The 18190-nt window shown below is 56.5% G+C and carries 16 protein-coding genes and 1 riboswitch; of the genes, 6 read left to right on the forward strand and 10 right to left on the reverse strand.

The window, feature by feature from the left end; translation table 11 throughout:
• Positions 1–12 precede the first annotated feature (12 nt).
• The 3 genes from SIC15_RS19815 to SIC15_RS19825 form a co-directional block, all read right to left on the reverse strand.
• Positions 13–345 (reverse strand): antibiotic biosynthesis monooxygenase family protein, encoded by a 333-nt coding sequence (locus SIC15_RS19815; RefSeq protein WP_136630124.1) that lies wholly within the window; start codon positions 343–345, stop codon positions 13–15.
• 88 nt (positions 346–433) lie between these two features.
• Positions 434–748 carry a HigA family addiction module antitoxin gene (locus SIC15_RS19820; RefSeq protein WP_136630123.1) on the reverse strand — a complete coding sequence of 105 codons (315 nt, stop codon included), beginning with the start codon at positions 746–748 and terminating at the stop codon, positions 434–436.
• Positions 749–758: 10 nt separating this feature from the next.
• Positions 759–1037 carry a type II toxin-antitoxin system RelE/ParE family toxin gene (locus tag SIC15_RS19825; protein ID WP_136630122.1) on the reverse strand — a complete coding sequence of 93 codons (279 nt, stop codon included), beginning with the start codon at positions 1035–1037 and terminating at the stop codon, positions 759–761.
• Positions 1038–1200: 163 nt separating this feature from the next.
• Here SIC15_RS19825 and SIC15_RS19830 point away from each other — a divergent pair, with 163 nt between their 5' ends.
• Positions 1201–1440, forward strand: a complete 240-nt coding sequence (locus SIC15_RS19830; protein ID WP_136630121.1) for a type II toxin-antitoxin system ParD family antitoxin — start codon at positions 1201–1203, stop codon at positions 1438–1440.
• Positions 1440–1736: a type II toxin-antitoxin system RelE/ParE family toxin gene (locus SIC15_RS19835; RefSeq protein ID WP_136630120.1), complete on the forward strand. Its 297-nt coding sequence runs from the start codon at positions 1440–1442 to the stop codon at positions 1734–1736. Before SIC15_RS19830 ends, SIC15_RS19835 begins: the two co-directional genes overlap by 1 nt.
• Positions 1737–1913: 177 nt before the next feature.
• On the opposite strand, the gene SIC15_RS19840 is transcribed toward SIC15_RS19835, so the two are convergent.
• On the reverse strand, positions 1914–2972 hold the full coding sequence (locus SIC15_RS19840) for a ribonucleotide-diphosphate reductase subunit beta (RefSeq protein WP_136630119.1): 1059 nt from the start codon (positions 2970–2972) through the stop codon (positions 1914–1916).
• A gap of 30 nt (positions 2973–3002) precedes the next feature.
• Positions 3003–5768: a ribonucleoside-diphosphate reductase subunit alpha gene (locus tag SIC15_RS19845; protein ID WP_412536765.1), complete on the reverse strand. Its 2766-nt coding sequence runs from the start codon at positions 5766–5768 to the stop codon at positions 3003–3005.
• A gap of 126 nt (positions 5769–5894) precedes the next feature.
• Positions 5895–6103, reverse strand: a riboswitch (cobalamin riboswitch).
• Between the two features lie 173 nt (positions 6104–6276).
• Between SIC15_RS19845 and SIC15_RS19850 the strand changes: the two genes are divergently transcribed.
• Positions 6277–6957, forward strand: coding sequence for a DUF3047 domain-containing protein (locus SIC15_RS19850; RefSeq protein WP_412537640.1), 681 nt, complete (start codon positions 6277–6279; stop codon positions 6955–6957).
• 14 nt (positions 6958–6971) lie between these two features.
• Here SIC15_RS19850 and SIC15_RS19855 read toward each other — a convergent pair whose 3' ends face one another.
• Together SIC15_RS19855 and nhaB are read right to left on the reverse strand one after the other, a co-directional pair.
• Positions 6972–7775, reverse strand: a complete 804-nt coding sequence (locus SIC15_RS19855; RefSeq protein ID WP_412536766.1) for a substrate-binding periplasmic protein — start codon at positions 7773–7775, stop codon at positions 6972–6974.
• A gap of 127 nt (positions 7776–7902) precedes the next feature.
• Positions 7903–9408, reverse strand: coding sequence for a sodium/proton antiporter NhaB (nhaB, locus tag SIC15_RS19860; protein ID WP_153637121.1), 1506 nt, complete (start codon positions 9406–9408; stop codon positions 7903–7905).
• A 384-nt stretch (positions 9409–9792) separates the two neighbouring features.
• Here nhaB and SIC15_RS19865 point away from each other — a divergent pair, with 384 nt between their 5' ends.
• Genes SIC15_RS19865 through SIC15_RS19875 form a run of 3 tightly spaced genes read left to right on the forward strand, consistent with a single transcriptional unit; the run spans position 9793 to position 15008 of the window.
• Positions 9793–11862: a TonB-dependent siderophore receptor gene (locus SIC15_RS19865; RefSeq protein ID WP_412536767.1), complete on the forward strand. Its 2070-nt coding sequence runs from the start codon at positions 9793–9795 to the stop codon at positions 11860–11862.
• A gap of 28 nt (positions 11863–11890) precedes the next feature.
• Complete coding sequence (locus SIC15_RS19870; protein ID WP_412536768.1) at positions 11891–12826, forward strand: helix-turn-helix domain-containing protein; 936 nt, start codon at positions 11891–11893, stop codon at positions 12824–12826.
• A gap of 52 nt (positions 12827–12878) precedes the next feature.
• Positions 12879–15008, forward strand: coding sequence for a TonB-dependent siderophore receptor (locus SIC15_RS19875; RefSeq protein ID WP_412536769.1), 2130 nt, complete (start codon positions 12879–12881; stop codon positions 15006–15008).
• Between the two features lie 549 nt (positions 15009–15557).
• On the opposite strand, the gene SIC15_RS19880 is transcribed toward SIC15_RS19875, so the two are convergent.
• From SIC15_RS19880 to SIC15_RS19890, 3 genes are read right to left on the reverse strand one after another with little or no spacing between them, the layout of a single operon-like run.
• Positions 15558–16712 (reverse strand): S1C family serine protease, encoded by a 1155-nt coding sequence (locus SIC15_RS19880; RefSeq protein WP_412536770.1) that lies wholly within the window; start codon positions 16710–16712, stop codon positions 15558–15560.
• A 23-nt stretch (positions 16713–16735) separates the two neighbouring features.
• A complete protein-coding gene (locus SIC15_RS19885; RefSeq protein WP_412536771.1) occupies positions 16736–17701 on the reverse strand; it encodes a zinc metalloprotease HtpX in 966 nt (321 codons plus the stop codon).
• Between the two features lie 7 nt (positions 17702–17708).
• On the reverse strand, positions 17709–18179 hold the full coding sequence (locus SIC15_RS19890) for a phosphate-starvation-inducible PsiE family protein (RefSeq protein ID WP_412536772.1): 471 nt from the start codon (positions 18177–18179) through the stop codon (positions 17709–17711).
• Positions 18180–18190: the final 11 nt, after the last annotated feature.

Raw genomic sequence — 18190 nt, forward strand, 5'->3', positions numbered from 1 at the left:
GAAGGCGGTCAGTCAGTCCTGGTTGGGACTACGGGACTGATCGGCACGCAAGTAATCGTCACTGACTTCCAATTCATAGACAGTTTTCGATTGAACCAGGCAGTCGAGCATTTGTTTGCGTGCCCTGTGATATTTTTCATCGATTACGTTGCGATCTTTCGCCCACGTTTCCCGATCAGGCCACTGAGCATAACCAACCAGGATATTCGGCTTGTCTGAGGTATGGAGTCTTGAACCAAAACTGCCACAGTGCTCATAGATCGCTTTCGTCACTTCAAGCCAGGCTTCGCGAAATGAAGTCTCTGTGCCTTCCTTGATTTCAAACTCATAAACGGCAACAAACATTCATTTTCTCTCTGAGTGCTAACGCCCGGCTCACGCGCCGGTCTGGAGCCGCGAAGCGGCGGAAAACCGGTCGCTGTGCAGCCGATGATTATGCCCTGCGCCCGATTTCTGATACAGCATTCCAGGGGCGAATATTCTTAAGCTGATCCTCCAGAGCATCTTCTGCAATCTCAGTGTCGTAGGCAGCCTGAGCTCGCAACCAGTAGCCATTGGACAAACCGAAGAAACGACAGAGTCGAAGGTCCGTGTCTGCGGTTATCGAACGCTTTCCCGCAATAATCTGGCCGATCCTCTGAGCAGGCACCCCAATCTCCTTAGCCAATCGGTATTGAGAAATACCCATAGGCTCAAGGAACTCCTCCTTCAGTAACTCGCCTGGCGTTACAGCTTCAATGTTGCGCATGAGTTACCTCCTAATGGTAATCAACAATTTCCACATCTTCCGCGCCAGCCTTGGTCCAACGGAAGCAAACCCGGAACTGCTTGTTAATTCGAATGCTGTGCTGACCTTGGCGGTCACCATGCAACGGTTCCAACATATTCCCGGGCGGTACTTTAAGATCATCCAACTGGCTTGCAGCCTGGAGTTGCCGAATTTTCCTCAAAGCAACTCGCTCATAACTGACGAAGCGTCTGACGCGGCGTCCGCTTGCCAGCTTCTCGGTATCCTTACACTTGAACGATATGATCATGAGGAAATAATGACGCAGTGCGTTATTATCGTCAAACGTTATTATTCAGAATAGTGTGTGGAGAGGGGCATAACGCCCGCAATCACGCGCTTGTCGCGTGGATTGAATTGTTATGCCAGCTGAACCAAAATATACCAATTATTGGTACTAGTGAGGTGGCACCATGCAAAAGAACACCAGCATCACTCTAGGCCATCATTTTGATGCGTTCATTGCAGAACAGCTCAAAAATGGCCGATACAGCTCAACCAGCGAGGTAGTTCGTGCAGCACTACGCCTACTTGAGGAGTCCGAAACACGCCTGACCACAATTCGTAAACTGCTCAAGGAAGGCGAGGACAGTGGTTTTGAAGACTACTCCTATGACTCGTTTATTCGCGAACTGGACAACGAAGGGCGCTGATGCCAAAGTTTAAGCTTTCCAGGAAGGCCAAAGCTGACCTCAAATCTATTGCCCTATACACGGAACGTGAATGGGGCCGTGATCAACGAAACCACTATATTCTTCTGTTTGACCAATGCTTCCACCTTCTGGGTGAAAATCCAAATCTGGGGCAAGCATGCGATGAGATAAGTCCAGGCTACCGACATTACCCTCAGGGAAGCCACATCATATTTTATCGGCTAGCCACCGAGGGTTTTGTTGAAATTATCCGCATCCTGCACAAACGCATGTTACCTGAGGGGCATCTGCTTTAGGGCATAACAGCTAATTATAAGAACGCGTTCGTATATCACCTGCTCGTAAAACTCCAATAAAAAATGCTCAAGACAAAACGAATTTATACGATAAAACAATCGTTTGAGCACCAACTACCACGGCTACCGCCGGAGTAATGCGAACGTGTTCGTATAACTCCGGCTGTTCAGGCGGGTTTACCACTCCAACTGAGCCCCGGTCTGGTATTCAATCACCCGCGTTTCGAAGAAGTTCTTTTCCTTCCGAAGGGTGGCCTGTTCGTCCAGCCAGGGCGAGACGTTCTTTGCTCCCGGGAACGGCTCTTCCAGGCCGACGGTGCGGGCACGGCGGTTGGCCACAAAGCGGAACTGTTCGCTGTGGTACTCGGCCGAATAACCGAGAATTGGGTCCCGCAGGATGTAGTCCGCATAGGCCTTCTCGGCGGCTTCGGATTCGTCCCACATCTCGCGCACGGCCTTGGGGTCGAAGGTGATGTTCTCCTCTTCCACGATCTGGTTCACCACCTTAAGGCCGAATGAGAAGTGCATGGCCTCGTCCCGCAGGATGTACTGCAGCTGCTCGCCGGTGCCGCGCATCAGGCCCCGGCGCTGGAGGGCAAAGATGGGGCTGAAGCCGTTGTAGAACCAGGTGCCCTCGAACACGGCGGCGAAGAACAGGTAAGACATGATGAATTCCTGCAGTTCGTCCTTGTTGCGCAGGTTCATTTCTGGCCGCATGGCCGCATCCAGGCGGCGGTTGGCAATCTGGATCTTGCCGTTGATAGCGGGTACCACGCGGTAGCGGTTGTAGATTTCGCTCTGGTTCAGGTTGAGGGTTTCGATGCAGTGCTGGTAGGCCCAGGTGTGCATGGCTTCCTCGTATACCTGGCGGGCCTGGTAGATTTGCAGTTCTGGCGCGCTCATTTTTTCCATCACCGCCAGGCCGATGTTGCGCATGGCCAGGATGTCGGAGGTGGTGAGGTACGCCAGTACATTTTCATACACATGCTTTTCTGGCGCGGTTAGCCGGTGATGGTAGTCATGGACGTCCTGAGCCATGTTCACGTCCAGGGGGGTCCAGTGGTTCTTGTTGGCGTTCATGAAGTACTCCCAGGCCCAGGGGTACTTGAACGGTGCCAGCTGGTTAATATCGGTTTCGCCATTGATAACGCGTTTGTCGTCCACATTCACCGGTGCCGGGGCGCCGGGATGTGCCGCTTTGGCTTCGGTTTTCGGTTCGTCGTCCCAATCGAGCATGGTTATGCCTCGCAATCGTTAAGTGAGCAGTTACTGACAGGCTTCGCAGTCTGGATCGTCGATGCTGCATACCTGCGGTTGCGGCGCGGCAACCGGGGCGGTTTTCTCGGCGCCGGTGGCACCCAGGGAACGCAGGTAGTAGGTGGTTTTCAGGCCACGTTCCCAGGCCAGCTGGTACAGGGCGTCCAGCTTTTTGCCGCTGGGTTCGGCCATGTAGAGGTTCAGGCTCTGGGCCTGGTCTAGCCATTTCTGGCGCCGTGCTGCGGCTTCCACCAGCCATCTTGCGTCGATCTCGAAGGCGGTGGCGTAGCGGGCCTTCAATTCGGCCGGGATGCGGTCGATCTGCTGAACGCTGCCGTCGAAGTATTTGAGGTCGTTCACCATCACGTTGTCCCACAGGCCTTCGGCCTTGAGGTCTCGGACCAGGGAGGGATTCACCACCGTAAACTCGCCGGAGAGGTTCGATTTCACGAACAGGTTCTGGTACGCCGGCTCAATGGACTGGGACACACCCACGATGTTGGAAATCGTGGCCGTGGGGGCAATGGCCATGACGTTACTGTTGCGCATGCCGTTTTTCGCAATCAGTTCACGCACCGGCGACCAGTCCAGCCGGGCGTTGGTGTTTACGGACAGGTCCCCTTCCCTGCGGTTCTCCTTCAGCAGGTTGATGGAGTCGATCGGCAGGATGCCCTGCTGCCAGAGAGAACCTTCGTAGCTTTCATAGGCGCCTCGCTCACCTGCCAGCGTGGCCGACGCACGGATGGCGAAGTAGCTGAGCTGCTCCATGGCCACGTCGGCAAACTCCACCGCTTCCGGGCTGGAGTACGGCAGGCCCAGTTGATAGAGCGCGTCCTGGAAACCCATGAGGCCAAGGCCGACCGGGCGATGCCTGAGGTTGGAGTTCCGGGCCTGGGGTACGGCGTAGTAGTTGATGTCGATAACGTTATCGAGCATGCGCACGGCGGTGTTCACCGTCTGTTCCAGGCGCTGCACATCCAGCTCGCCGTTGGCGATATGCGCGGCCAGGTTCACGGAACCGAGGTTGCATACGGCGATCTCTTCGGCACTGGTGTTCAGGGTGATTTCCGTGCACAGGTTAGAGCTGTGCACCACGCCCCGGTGCTGCTGGGGGGAGCGCAGGTTGCACGGGTCCTTGAAGGTGATCCAGGGGTGGCCGGTTTCGAACAGCACGGTGAGCATCTTGCGCCACAGTTGCTTGGCCGGGATTTTCTTAAACAGCTTGATCTTGCCCTGTTCGGCCAGCGCCTCGTAATGCTCGTAGCGTTCCCGGAAGGCGTTGCCATACAGGTCGTGCAGATCCGGCGCATCGCTGGGGGAGAACAGGGTCCAGTCACGGTCTTCGCGCATGCGCTCGATCAGCAGATCGGGCACCCAGTTGGCGGTGTTCATATCGTGGGTGCGGCGGCGTTCGTCGCCGGTGTTCTTACGCAGTTCCAGGAATTCCTCGATGTCCAGGTGCCAGCTTTCCAGGTAGGCGCAAACCGCGCCCTTGCGCTTGCCGCCCTGGTTCACCGCCACGGCGGTGTCATTGACTACCTTCAGGAAGGGCACCACACCCTGGCTCTGGCCGTTGGTGCCCTTGATGTGGGAGCCCAGCGCACGGACTGGCGTCCAGTCGTTACCCAGACCGCCGGCCCATTTCGACAGCATGGCGTTATCACGGATGGCGCCGTAGATGTCTTCAAGGTCGTCGCCCACCGTCGTCAGGTAACAGGACGACAGCTGAGAATGGCGGGTACCGCTGTTAAACAGCGTGGGTGTGGACGCCATGTAGTCGAACGACGACAACAGGTTGTAGAACTCGATGGCGCGGGCGTTCGGGTCATCTTCCCGCAGGGCCAGCCCCATAGCCACGCGCATGAAGAAAACCTGTGGCAACTCGAGGCGGGCCTTGTTCCAGTGCAGGAAGTAGCGGTCGTACAGGGTTTGCAGGCCCAGGAAGCCGAATTGCAGGTCACGCTCCGGCTTCAGGGCGGCTCCCAAGCGCTCCAGGTCGAAAGCGGCCAGGGCTTCGTCCAGCAATTCATAACGAATACCTGCCTCGATAAAGGCACTCAGGGCCTGTGGATAAATCTCAACCAAGGGCAGACTAATGGGCAGGTCCAGGGCGGCGGCAGTCTCCAGACGCAGCTGTTCCAGCAGTAGACGGGCGGTGACCGCGCTGTAGTCCGGCTCCCGCTCAATCCGGCTGCGGGCCGTCATGATCAGGGCCGACAGCACGTCTTCCTCGGCGATGCCGTCGTACAGGTTGGTCAGGGCATCGTCCACCAGGGAATCACCGTCAATACCCTCCAGCCCTGTGGCGGCCTGCTCCACCTGCAGTTTCATCAGGCCCAGATCCAGCGGGGCAATCTCGCCACTGGTCTTTTTCACGGTCAGGTGCGGGTGCGCCTCCACCGGGGCATGGCGGGCACGCTCGCGGGCGTGCTCTTCCCGGTAAAGCACATAGGCGCGAGCCACTTTCTGCTCCTCAGCCCGCATCAGGGCCAGTTCCACTTGGTCCTGAATATCCTCGATGTGTACCTTGCCACCCGCTTTCAGGCGGCGGCCAATGGCCTGGATCACCTGTTCGGTGACCCGATGTACGGCATCATTGATTCTGGCAGAGCCGGCGGCCTTATCGCCTTCAACAGCCAGGAAGGCTTTGGTGACGGCAACGCTGATCTTGGATGGATCAAAGCCCACGAGCGTGCCGTTGCGTTTGATGACCTGAAGGGATTCGGTGTCGGTGTGCGAGGTTGGCCGGGGTTCGGCCAGGGCTGAGGCAGACATGTGTGTTCTCCTGAATACGCGTTGAATTCCTTTCACCATCGCGTACGCAGGGGCATACCTCGCCATAGGAATGGCTGGGCATAACCGGTCTGCTCACCCTGGGTCGCGAAGGTGCAGTCAGGAGCTGTGAAGCTCCGTATCCCTGGCAGGTCTTCGGACTCAGGGGCGTGAATCGTTCGATTCGGCCTCGCTCGGCGACTTCCCGGTATCAACCAGTGTCGTAATGCCGTGCTTGTTCCCCAATACCGCTGCGCGTCAGTTCCGGAGTCTCACCGGATTCCCGATACCAGAATGTGTGGCGTGATCACGCGCCGACCGAGTTGGTTACGCACTGATCACTACATCTGGTATTTGACCAAGGATGAAAACACTATATACGGGTAACTTTTACAGGACAAGGCACTTTCCGGTAAAACATCTGTCTGCAACGGAAGTATCCGGAAAGAGGCAAGGCGCTATGAAGATAATCGCACACCGAAGATTTTGGGGCCTGCTCCTCGTTTCCCTGATGTGTTTTGTGCCGGTCAGTGCGCAGGAGTCAGTATTAACACCTTTCTCCCAGATGAAGTTCCTGAATGACGGCTGGGAACCCCTGGAATTTCCCAAGATCGATCAGCTCAGTCGGTATGAACTGACCACCGAAGACGGTCAGCAGGTTGTCAGGGCCACCACCGAAGGTGGGGCATCTGGCCTCATTGCCCGGGTACGATTGGAGCCCGCCGATTCACTGATTCTGCAGTGGCGCTGGAAGGTCTCGAACGTGTTCGAGAAGGGTGATGCCCGAGAAAAGTCCGGTGACGATTATCCTGCCAGGATCTACGTTGCGTTCGAGTTCCAGCCTGAAAAAGCAGGCTTCTTCGAACGCGCCAAACGCAAGACGGTTGAAGTGTTATTCGGAGAGTCCCTCCCGGGCAACGCTCTGAACTACATCTGGGCCAATAGCCTGCCCAAGGGCGAGATCGTGCCCAACCCTTACACCGAGAAAACCATGATGATCGCGGTGAATTCAGGATCAGATCAGGTCGGTGAATGGGTCACCGTGGAACGTGACATTATGGCCGACTACCGGGAAGCGTTTGGTGAGGAACCACCACCGGTAGTCGGAATTGCCATTATGTCGGATTCCGACAACACCGGGGAAAAAGCAACGGCCTGGTATGGGGATATCTTTCTTGATCCCGAATCGTGAAGACCAAAAGATGGCTATCGGTATTGTTCTGGAAAGCCCGGTATCACAAAGCTCTCACCGAACTTGCGTATCGGGGGCACTTCACCCTGTTCAGCCAGACGCAGGTAGGCATCGTCAAACTCTTCCCGCAAATTCGCTGCTCTGGGATTAGCAAGCGAAAACAGCCAGGTTAGGTTTCTTAGACGAATCTCTGATTCGCGAATCTTCTCGTCTTCGGACATCGCCAGAGTTTCCAGAACTGGATCCCGATGTCCGAACAAGTATTGCCCGCGGCCAAGCTTGAGCATGTCCAAAGCCGCTCGATAATTGGGTGCCTGAGTGACGTCAATTGAACTCTCGCCCTCTAGCCAATACAAAAGCCCGCCGTAGGTGTATCCAGCAATCGTGATTACTGTCTTACCCTGCAATTGATCAAAATGAGACAGTGGTTCTGTTCCCTCCAGATACCAGGCGCTCAACTGGGAAGCGAAGGGACTCACCCAGGTTTCGAGAACTTCACCCTTTAAAGCCGGGACGTTGGCTGATCCAGGCCAAACATCAATCCGGCCGTTGCGCAGATACAGGTAAACACGACTGATGGGAAGGTAGAGAAATTCCGGTTCATAGCCCGCTTCGATCGCCACTTTTCGGGTAATCTCAATGAACGTGCCCGCCGGACTGCCATCGGCTTTCTGGTATGTCATCGGTGGAAAGTCGACATAGGCGATTTTGAGCAGTTTGCTGACTGGTCCCGCTTCAGCGAGCGCGCCCGTTGTTAAAAATAATCCTGCTAGCAACGCACAAATGCGGATACTGACAAAGCGCATGGCTTCAGACATCAGGGAAAGCTGGACTGAACAGTTTCTGGGCATGGAATCCGTATTATTGTTGTGATCTGGTTAAGCCAAGATTAACAGACCCGCGCAAATCTGCACTGACACCGCCCGCAAAAATCTGAACAGAATGTCAAATATGGTTAATAACCATGTACAGGCCCACACCGCCCATTACCAGCATATAGGGAAACGCCATGATCACCATCTTGCCGTAGGACAGACGAACCAGCGGCGCAATGGCAGACGTCAGCAGGAACAGGAAAGCCGCCTGGCCATTTGGGGTCGCCACACTGGGAAGATTGGTGCCGGTGTTTATGGCAACCGCCAGTTTCTGGAAGTGATCATAGCTGATAGCACCTGCATCCAGGGCCTGCTTCACCTCACTGATATACACGGTGGCAACAAACACGTTATCGCTGATCATCGACAGTACGCCATTGGCAATAAAGAACATGCCCGGCTGCCGGGCTTCGGGAAGTGACAGAACGTAATCAATGATCGGCTTGAACAGGTGCTGTTCGTGGATCACCGCAACCACCGCGAAGAACACCACCAGCAGAGACGTAAACGGCAGGGATTCCTGGAAAGCCTTGCCAATCTGATGTTCGTCGGTGACACCGGTAAATGAGGTAATCAGGATAATCACCAGAAGGCCAATCAGGCCGACCTCGGCCAGGTGGAATGCCAGGCCCACCACCAGAACTGCCGCGGCAAACGCCTGTACCCAGAGTGCGGCCTGATCAGCCTTGGTACGCTTGGCCCGCTCGTTCTCGGCAAACTCCTCCAGCACGCGGCGCACAGGTTTGGGCAAGCGCCCGCCGTAGCCAAACCAACGCAGCTTCTCCAGAGCCCAGCAGGTAAACAACCCGGCCGCCAGCACCGGCAGGCTCACCGGCGCCATATGCAGGAAGAAACCGGCAAAATCCCAGCCCACTACCTTGGCAATCAGCAGGTTCTGCGGCTCGCCCACCATGGTGGCCACGCCACCCAGGGCTGTACCGATTGCACCGTGCATCAGCAGGCTGCGCAAAAAGGCCCTGAAGTTTTCCAGATCTTCACGGTGCAGTTCGATCACTTCGTCATCACTGCCAGCATTGTGGTCCTTGTGCTGATAGCCCTTACCGGAAGCCACCTTGTGGTAAACCGAGTAGAAACCCACTGCGACGCTGATGATTACCGCGGTCACCGTCAGGGCGTCCAGGAAAGCCGAAAGAATCGCCGCCGCGCAGCAGAACAACAATGACAGAGCCGACTTGGAGCGCACACCCACCAGAATCTGGGTGAAAGTCACCAGCAGCAGCTCCTTCATGAAATAGATGCCCGCCACCATGAACATCAGCAGCAGGATAACCGGGAAATTGGTGAGTACTTCCAGATAGACCGCATCCGGCGTGGTCAACCCGATCAGCAAGGCCTCCACCGCCAGCAGACCACCCGGCAGCAGCGGGTAGCACTTCAGGGCCATAGCCAGGGTAAAAATAAACTCCGCAATCAGAAGCCAGCCGGCCGTTCCCGGCCCCAGGGTCCACATGACAATCGGGTTGGCGACAAGAAACAACAGGATGACCTGCTTGTACCAGACAGGCGCCTTGCCAAGGAAGTTGTGGGTAAAGCCGGAAATAACGGTAGTGGGCATTACGGAAATCTTCTGAGAAAACGGGTTATTGGTATTGTGTGGCAGCAGGCCCGAATCTTCCTTGATATTTGCGTACCGGGGTATGGTCCAAAGGTACAAATCTGAGACCACTTTTGGTCTTAATAGCAAAAAGAAAAGCTCAAAGGTCTCGCCAACACGATTATTTTCGTAACATTACTTAAATTAAACCCCTAATGCGACGGCATTTTAACCGATTTCCGCGGTCATGCGGTGATTTCATTAAAAATTTACCGTGTCATTTCTGTTCAAAACCACTGCATCTAAATGATATTGGTTTGCATTACGATTTATTTAAGAATAATATTCGGCGGATTTGATGACTTTCACCACTTAACCACTGTCCGCTATGAAGGTGTTCCCATTATGCCCGCCGTCGTTTTACCCAAGCCTTTGGCCCTCGCAATCCGTCTGACCCTGAGTATTGGTATTGCGACGGCGTCAACGCCACTTCTGGCGCAGGACGAGGCCGAAACCAGCCTGGATGCACTCGTGGTCTCAGCCACCGCACTGAAAGTTGAAACACCGCTGGTTGAAACACCAAGGCCAGCTTCCGTGGTCGATGAAGAAGAGCTTCGTGAGCGCAACGTACAATCCCTTGATGAAACATTCCGCTATCGCGCCGGCGTGGTTTCCGGCCACTATGGCGCGGACAACGACACTGACTGGTTCAAAATCCGGGGTTTCGACCAGGCCACCTATCAGGACGGCTTGCGCATCTATCGCGAGGGCTTCTATCAGTGGCTGCCGGAAACCTATGGCCTTGAACGCGTGGAACTCCTCAAGGGACCCGCGTCCATTCTTTACGGTGAGGCGCCCCCTGGCGGCGTAATCAACGCCATCAGTAAACGCCCGACCGATCAGGCGCAGGGAGAACTGCAGATTCAGGCTGGCACCAACGAGCACCGCCAATTGGGTCTGGACACCTCAGGCCCGATTGGAGACAGCGATTCGGTCAGCTATCGCCTGGTTGGCCTGTACCGTTCCGCCGACGGTGATATTGACTACACCGAAAACGAGCGATATTACGTGGCGCCCAGCCTGCGCTGGGATGTGTCCGAGGATACCTCCCTGACGTTCCTGGCGAGCCTTCAGAAGGATGATGCCGTACCCTACAATGGCTTCAAGCTGGCTTACGGCACGATACAGGACACGCCCTTTGGCAAGGTTGAACCTTCCACCTTTTATGGCGAACCCGGATACGACACCAACGAACGTACCCAGTCCTCTGTCGGTTACAGCCTTTCGCATCGCTTGAACAACACCTGGGAGTTTCAACAGGACACCCGTTACAGCGAGCTTGACCTGCTACTGCGCAGTATCTACATGTCGTTCCAGAGTGGCCCGAGAGAAGGGACCCGCGGCATCGTCTATCGCGATGGGGATCTGTCCAGCTGGACGGTGGATAACCGGCTGGTGGGCACCTGGTTTACTGACCGCACTGAAAACACCCTGTTGATTGGTGTGGACTATCAGGACCTCGAAACCAACGGTCTGGAACTGGATAATTTCGCCTTTTCCACGATCGACATCTTCGACCCGACTTACGGTAATTTCACGCCGGTATCGCCTGCAGACCTGACCCGCCGAAACATCACCAAGGAGCAAACCGGCCTTTATCTCCAGAATCAGCTCCGACTGGACGACCGCTGGATTTTTCTCGCGGGCGCGCGGTACGACCAGGCTGAAGTGGTTGATCGCAACCTGACCGCGGATTCCCGGCAGAGAGCCGATGACGATCAGATATCTCTCTCCGGTGGGGTTATGTACCTGGCGGATAATGGCTTCTCGCCATACCTTTCGTGGACCGAGTCGTTCCAACCGATTGCCGGCGTGGATAACAACGGCAACCTTTACGAACCGCGGGTTGGTGAACAGTTGGAATTCGGCGTCAAATACGCTCCGAACAGTCTGGACGGCTATGTGACGGCGGCCATCTATAACATTGAGGAAGAAAACTCACTGGTCACCAGTCCTTCCGGCTTTCAGGTTCAGGAAGGCGTCAGGGAAACCCAGGGCTTTGAACTTGAGAGTGTCGCCTATCTGACCGAACAGCTCGAATTGACAGCTGCCTACACCTACAACGACGCGACAACGGACAACACCTCCGACAACCAGCCCGCGGCCGCTGCGAATCTGATCCCCCGTCATTCCGCGTCGGTTTGGCTGGACTACGCCTTCCTGGATTTTGCGCCGGGTCTGAAGCTCGGTGGTGGCGCCCGGTACGTTGGCAGTACCGACGACAGCTTCACGGGCACCGAGGTGCCTTCTTACACGGTGGTGGACCTGATGGCGCAATACCAGTTCGTGGACAACTGGATCGCACAGCTGAACGTGAACAACGTTGCTGATCGCGAGTACGTCGCCAGCTGTGAGTTCTACTGTTACTACGGCGAAGAGCGCAGTGTGGTCGGCACCCTGAGCTATCGCTGGTAAATCCCCTGCCCGGTAACAGGAGTCCCCGATGACCCCGTCAAGCCGGCAAACACAGCTGGGCAGGATCGGGAAGGTTCTGGATTACATCCACCTGAACCTGGACAAGCCGCTGGCCGTTACCAGCCTTGCCAGGATCGGGGGATGGTCCCGCTGGCAATTCAACCGCGTGTTCGCCTTCGAGACCGGTCAATGCGTCGGGCAGTATGTGAGGGAACTGCGGCTGAGCCTGGCGGCGGAAATGCTGCTGTTTACCGATCAGCGCATCATCGATATTGGTCTGGCCTGCGGCTTTGGCTCCGACATCAGCTTCAGCCGCAGTTTCAAACAGCATTTCGGGTGTCCACCGGCCCAATACCGGCGCCGCGGACTGCCGTGCCTGCTGAGCACGCCTTTATGTCTCGATCCGGCCCTTCTGCCGGATGCCTCCCTCCGGTCCCGGGTCCCTGCCATCCGGCTTGATTCAAGGCCCGCGTTCACCGTGGTCGGTCGCTCCGAGAAGATACGGGGACTTTTCTCATCCAATCCTGATTTCAACGTCAAGGTCCCTGCGCTCTGGGGTTCGTTATCGGCCGCCGGGCTGCTGCCGGAGGAGCAACCCAGGTTTGGCGTAATTGATCTATCCGGGGGAGCGGGTCCCGAATTCCGCTATCTGGCTGGTGTTGAAACCGGTGAAGCCGACGCTTCTCACGGCCTGGAAGTGCTTCAGGTCCCTGCCCAGAATTACGCTGTGGTCTCCTTTCAGGGTCCTATCCGATCACTGGCTGAAATCCTGAGATGGTTTTTCAATGCCTGGCTTCCACATGCCGGCTGCAAGGCGGTCTATGGATTTGATCTGGAGGTCTACCCTCCGGAATTCGACGCCCAGGCGCCGGAAGTGAGCATGGAATACTGGATTCCAGTCGTGCTTGAGACACCATTAATTACCGGCATGCACCAATCGGTTAAGTCCTGTTCAACCAGATAAATATAATGGGAATGATTCGCAATTAATTATTCGAGGTTTAACAGGACCCATTATGCATTCGCACGTTATCAAACCCTCCACACTGGCTGTTGCCATTGGCCTGGCTGTCAGCCAGATGGCTGCCGCGGACTCAAATGAACCCTTGGAACTGGACACCATGACGGTGTACGGCGAGACCTACCGAAACACCGCCACCAAGACGGCACTGGAACCAGGCGAAACCCCGCAAAGCATCTCCGTTCTGGACCAACAGGCCCTGGAAATGCGCGATGCGGACTCGGTTGCCTCAGCGCTTCGTTATGCGCCGGGTGTGAACACCGAGTTGCGAGGCGGAGCTGTGGGCCGATTGGATCTGTTCAGCATCCGCGGTTTTATCAACTACCAGAATTATTATGACGGCCTGCAACTGCTCTACAACGACTGGAATCTCCAGCCTCAGATTGACCTGAAAGCCGTGGAGCAAGTTGAGGTCTTCCGGGGCCCTACCTCGACGCTATACGGGTCCATGCCGCCGGGCGGGATGGTGAATCTGATCGGCAAACAGCCCTCCACCGAGAGCTTTAACAAGATTGAGGTGGCGGGTGGTTCCCGCAATCTGGCGGAAGCCTCCGTTGAGAGCCGGGGTCAACTGGGCGATTCCAGCCTGTCCTACAGCCTGGTGGGTCTGACCCGTACCCGGGATGGTCAGGCCGAAACCTCCGAGGAGGAGCGCCACATGATCGCGCCGTCCGTGGATTGGCAGGTGAGCGAGGACACACTCATCAACTTCAACCTTTACTACCAGAACGATCCGGCCATGGGGATTTATACCACCCTGCCCGCTTCCGGTCTGTTCCTGCCCAACCCCAATGGCGAACTGCCGCAGGATGCCTTCTCCGGCGACGCCAACTGGAACGAGTTTGAAAAAGAGGTGTTGCTGGCCGGCTACAAGGTCAACCACAACATCAACGACAACTGGAATTTCCTGCAAAACTTCCGGTACACCGACGCGGAAGCGTTTCAGACCAACACCTACGGAACGGGTCTGGCCGCGGATGGCAGGACTCTCTCCCGACAGGCCTATCTTACAGATGAAACGACCACCGGCTTCACCGTGGACAACCAGTTTTCGGGACGCTTTCAGACCGGATCGGCCCGGCACAATATACTGGTGGGCCTGGATTACCTCAGTCTCGACTCAGACGTAATCTACGAGGATACCGCAGCCCCCGCCATCGATCTGTGTGATCCGGACTACTACCAGATCACTCAAGACAACATAAATATAGAGAACACCGCACTGTCTTCTGACTTCAATATTCGCAAGAAGCAGCTTGGCATCTATTTCCAGGACCAGATCGAACTGAACCGGTTCGTAATCATTGGCGGCGTCCGCTGGGATGATTTCACCGGTGAGGAAAAAGGCAGACAATACGGTGGCACGGTCGACAGGAAGCTTGACCAGGACAACGTTTCCACTCGCGCGGGCGTGATGTATCGGGGTGCCAACGGCCTCTCACCTTACATCAATTATGCCGAAAGCTTTGAGCCACAAACCGGCAGTGACCGCAATGGCAATGAGTTTGATCCGTCGACAGGCGACCAGTGGGAACTGGGTTTGAAATACCAGTCCCAGGATCAGCAAACATCAGCCAACCTTGCGTTTTACCAGATTACCAAGGACAACGTGCCGACTCGCGACCCCAACGGTGGCCCTTATGATCAGATCCAGGCCGGGGAAGTACGTTCCCAGGGCATCGAACTTGAAGCCCGGGCACAGCCCATCGACAGCCTGTTGGTGACCGCCAGCTACACGCTGCAGGATGTTGAGGTCACCAAGGACAATACCGGACTGAAAGGTCAAACGCCGGTCTGGGTACCCGAGCACCTGCTGTCTGTGTGGGCCGATTATGGCTTTTATGACGGACCTTTGAACGGCCTGGTTGCAGGCATTGGTGCCCGGTACATCGGCGAAGCTGAATACGACGCCGCCACCAATGAGGGGAAAGTACCAGATACAACACTGGTGGATATCGCCCTGCGTTATAGCCTGGGCCGAGTCTCCCACACGTTGCGAGGTACCGAACTGGGCCTGTCAGTCAACAACCTTACCGATGAGCGCTATTACAGCTGTTTCGACAGTTCCAACTGCTGGTTTGGCGAGGAACGAACGGTAGAGGCGTCTGTTTCCTATCGCTTCTGAGGTTCTGCGGCTCTGACTGAAAAGCCCTGTGGGATGCAAATAAAGTTTCATCCTAACCCTAAAAACAGAGAGAAACGTCGCGCGCTCTCCTATTCATAAAAAATCCCTTTTATATCAGTATGTTGTGAGCACTTACACCCGAGACTGGATCGTTTTGCCTTTCATGGGAGAATGATTAAGGGCGCTAAAGTATCATCCTAATTTTCGCCCAGGCTCGAAAAATACGGTAAATGGTGAAAATAAAGATTCATCCTTTTCCGATGTTGCCCGTTCCAACACGTAAGCAGTCAGTCAGAAAAAACACATAGATCCAATCCCTAGCGAGCATTGAGCTCTCTCATCCGTGCCAACTGCTCCAACCCTTGGACGCCCTAAATGCTTACCCAAAAAAATCAACACCTTCTTTTAAAAACACAATCAAAAATGACACCCTTATATCCATTTAACCTAAACAGCCTTCCCCCCACTGCACTAGCTAGGGCTCGTAGTTCGGCGCAAGGCTGAAGTCGCTTGGCTGCTTCGCTGTGCAGATCCATGACCCACTTTCCATCAAACTCCCGGTTGTAGTTCCACAAGCATCTCGCGAGTCTTGCCGGCCCGCTCCACTAACAAGACCACAACATCTCCAACGTTCTTGTCGTCTAGCCGGGCCTGTAATGTGGTGACGTCGTCGACGGCGATACCGTCGATGCTGATAACGCGATCGCCGGGCACGATGCCGCCTGCGGTGACCTCGACGCCGACGAGCCCGGCCCTGTGCGCCGCCGAGCCCGGCGTCACGCGCAATACGAATACGCCCTTACTGCCGGTCAGCGCCTGCAGACGCGCGTTGAGCTGCTCATCCACCTCGATGCCCAGCGCCGGACGGATGTACTTGCCGGTCTTTATGAGTTGCGGCACCACGCGCATGACGGTATCGACCGGCACCGCAAAGCCGATGCCGGCCGAGGCGCCAGACGGACTGTAGATGGCGGTATTGATGCCGATCAGCCGCCCAGCCGAATCGAGCAGCGGGCCACCGGAATTGCCGGGGTTGATGGCGGCATCGGTCTGGATCAGGTGATCGATGGCCGGGCCGCCCGCTTCTCCGGGTAACGAGCGGTCGAGCGCGGAGACGATGCCGGTGGTGAGCGTCCAGTCCAGGCCGAAGGGGTTGCCGATGGCGAACACCTTTTGTCCCACCTTGAGGTCTGCGCTGGTGCCGACCGGAACGGCGGGCGGGCGCTGGAAACCGACGCCGATTTTGAGCACCGCGATATCGTGGGCCGGACTCACGCCGACCAGCGCGGCTTGGTAATCTCGGCCGTCGGCCAGTTTGACAGTGGCCTCCGACGCCCCCTGAATCACATGAAAGTTGGTAACGACATGACCGGCGTCATCCCAGATGAAACCCGAACCCGTCCCGCGCGGCACGGAAAAGACGTTGCGCGTCCAGACATCTCGTACCAGTTGGGACGTCGTGATGTAGACCACCGATGCCCGGGATTTCTCGAACAGTTCGATGGTGGCCTGTTCGTCAGCGGCCAGATCGCCACGCGGCGTGACGGTGCGCTCAGCGGCTTGGCGCGGGCTGAACCAGGCCTCGATGGCGGGCAGGAACTGCCAGAACAGCATGAGTGCGGCAACGCAAGCGGTGATGAAGAGCCACCGCCGGACGAATTGATCCGGAGCTGGGCGTTGTGGGTAAGGATCGTGGTAAGCCATGACGGGGGTTCCTTTCGAGTGATTTAGCGCCAAAGGCCGCTCAGGCCCCGGCGTGGTGGGCGCATCGGGTCGAACGACCTTGGCGCGAGATATTCCGTTTGGAACGGCAGGGTCTGCGATGGCTGGGGTGCCAACGCCATCAGGCGCGCGATACGATCCTCTGTCGCCGGATGCGTGCGCAACCAGGACGGTTCGGGATTGCCCCAACCGGGCAACATCCAGGCGCGCCACGAGCGGCTCACCCGCTCGATCTTCGCCAGCGCCGAGGCGAGCCCGTGCGGATCCCCCGTCAGCTCTACGGCCATCCGGTCGGCATCGAACTCTCGCACACGTGACAGACCCAACTGTGCGAGCAGTGCCAGTTGCGGCGAAGCGGCCAACAACAGTAAGCCAATCCAGTTAATTTCTGCTGCACCGACCAGCAAGGCTGGAATGCTGATCAGGAGCGCGACCTGACCCAACAACGCCAGCAGGTTCGTGAGCCGGCTGATCGAATCGGCCAAGCCCATGACACGAAGATCTTCTTGAGCGATGTGCGCGACTTCATGCGCCAGCACGGCTTGCAGTTCGCGCATACTCAGGCTGCGGAGCAGGCCATCGGTGAGGGCAATGGAGGCAAGGCGCCTGGAGCCGGTGGCAAAGGCATTGACGATGTCGCTGGGCACATAGTACGGAACCGGCGTGTTCGGCAATCCTGCGCGAGCTGCGAGCGCTCGCAGCAACGACCAGATTGCGGGGGCTTCATCAGGGCGCAAGGGACGGGCGCCATACAGACGCAAGGTCATCGCGGAGGCGGCGACAGGTTCAATCAGCAGGGTCAATGCACAAGTTGCCAGTGCCAGCCAAAGGCCCATCTCGCCGAACAGCAGACTGCCAGCGGCAGCTGCGATCCCCACCAGGGTCAAAACCAGCAGCGCGGTTTGAAAGCGATTGAGCCAGCGGTGCCTCGTCCTGGCATCGTGTCGGGCGGCTAAACCAGTAAGGGCCATGGTCCAGTTACTCGCTCTTCCGGTCGTCGCGTTCACGCATGAGCCAATAGGTCAGCCCCAACGCCAGTACCGTCCCCGCCAGCACGGCCACTTTGGCAGGATCAACGTCGGGTTCGAGGATGATCAACTTGCGGGCCAGTGCCAGGATCGCGATCAGAATGACGGTCTTGACCTGGATGATGCTTTCCTTGCGCAAAGCCACTTTGACGATCGAATGCTTGAATTCCATCGCGATCAGCAGCGTCATGGTGGCCCCGAACACCAGCTGGAAAACCTTATGATCCAGTGGATTCAGCGCATCCATGACGAGCAGCGTGAACACCAGCCGAATCAACTGAATCAGCGAGATCACAATGACCACCGCGATAAGGCCCGAAAGCGTGATGGCAACGACCTGCTCGAAGCGCTCGTAAACCGTCATCAATCGCCACTGGGAGCGCATCTCGTCAAGGGTCGTGTGGCCAGATTCTTTATGCATAAGCGCTGTGC

This window comes from Marinobacter sp. MIT932201, assembly GCF_047123295.1.
Taxonomy (GTDB): domain Bacteria; phylum Pseudomonadota; class Gammaproteobacteria; order Pseudomonadales; family Oleiphilaceae; genus Marinobacter; species Marinobacter salsuginis.

Coding starts and splice junctions, on each gene's coding strand:
- SIC15_RS19815 (WP_136630124.1), bottom strand. CDS start 345: ATGTTTGTTGCCGTTTATGAGTTTGAAATCAAGGAAGGCACAGAGACT.
- SIC15_RS19820 (WP_136630123.1), bottom strand. CDS start 748: ATGCGCAACATTGAAGCTGTAACGCCAGGCGAGTTACTGAAGGAGGAG.
- SIC15_RS19825 (WP_136630122.1), bottom strand. CDS start 1,037: ATGATCATATCGTTCAAGTGTAAGGATACCGAGAAGCTGGCAAGCGGA.
- SIC15_RS19830 (WP_136630121.1), top strand. CDS start 1,201: ATGCAAAAGAACACCAGCATCACTCTAGGCCATCATTTTGATGCGTTC.
- SIC15_RS19835 (WP_136630120.1), top strand. CDS start 1,440: ATGCCAAAGTTTAAGCTTTCCAGGAAGGCCAAAGCTGACCTCAAATCT.
- SIC15_RS19840 (WP_136630119.1), bottom strand. CDS start 2,972: ATGCTCGATTGGGACGACGAACCGAAAACCGAAGCCAAAGCGGCACAT.
- SIC15_RS19845 (WP_412536765.1), bottom strand. CDS start 5,768: ATGTCTGCCTCAGCCCTGGCCGAACCCCGGCCAACCTCGCACACCGAC.
- SIC15_RS19850 (WP_412537640.1), top strand. CDS start 6,277: ATGTGTTTTGTGCCGGTCAGTGCGCAGGAGTCAGTATTAACACCTTTC.
- SIC15_RS19855 (WP_412536766.1), bottom strand. CDS start 7,775: ATGTCTGAAGCCATGCGCTTTGTCAGTATCCGCATTTGTGCGTTGCTA.
- nhaB (WP_153637121.1), bottom strand. CDS start 9,408: ATGCCCACTACCGTTATTTCCGGCTTTACCCACAACTTCCTTGGCAAG.
- SIC15_RS19865 (WP_412536767.1), top strand. CDS start 9,793: ATGCCCGCCGTCGTTTTACCCAAGCCTTTGGCCCTCGCAATCCGTCTG.
- SIC15_RS19870 (WP_412536768.1), top strand. CDS start 11,891: ATGACCCCGTCAAGCCGGCAAACACAGCTGGGCAGGATCGGGAAGGTT.
- SIC15_RS19875 (WP_412536769.1), top strand. CDS start 12,879: ATGCATTCGCACGTTATCAAACCCTCCACACTGGCTGTTGCCATTGGC.
- SIC15_RS19880 (WP_412536770.1), bottom strand. CDS start 16,712: ATGGCTTACCACGATCCTTACCCACAACGCCCAGCTCCGGATCAATTC.
- SIC15_RS19885 (WP_412536771.1), bottom strand. CDS start 17,701: ATGGCCCTTACTGGTTTAGCCGCCCGACACGATGCCAGGACGAGGCAC.
- SIC15_RS19890 (WP_412536772.1), bottom strand. CDS start 18,179: ATGCATAAAGAATCTGGCCACACGACCCTTGACGAGATGCGCTCCCAG.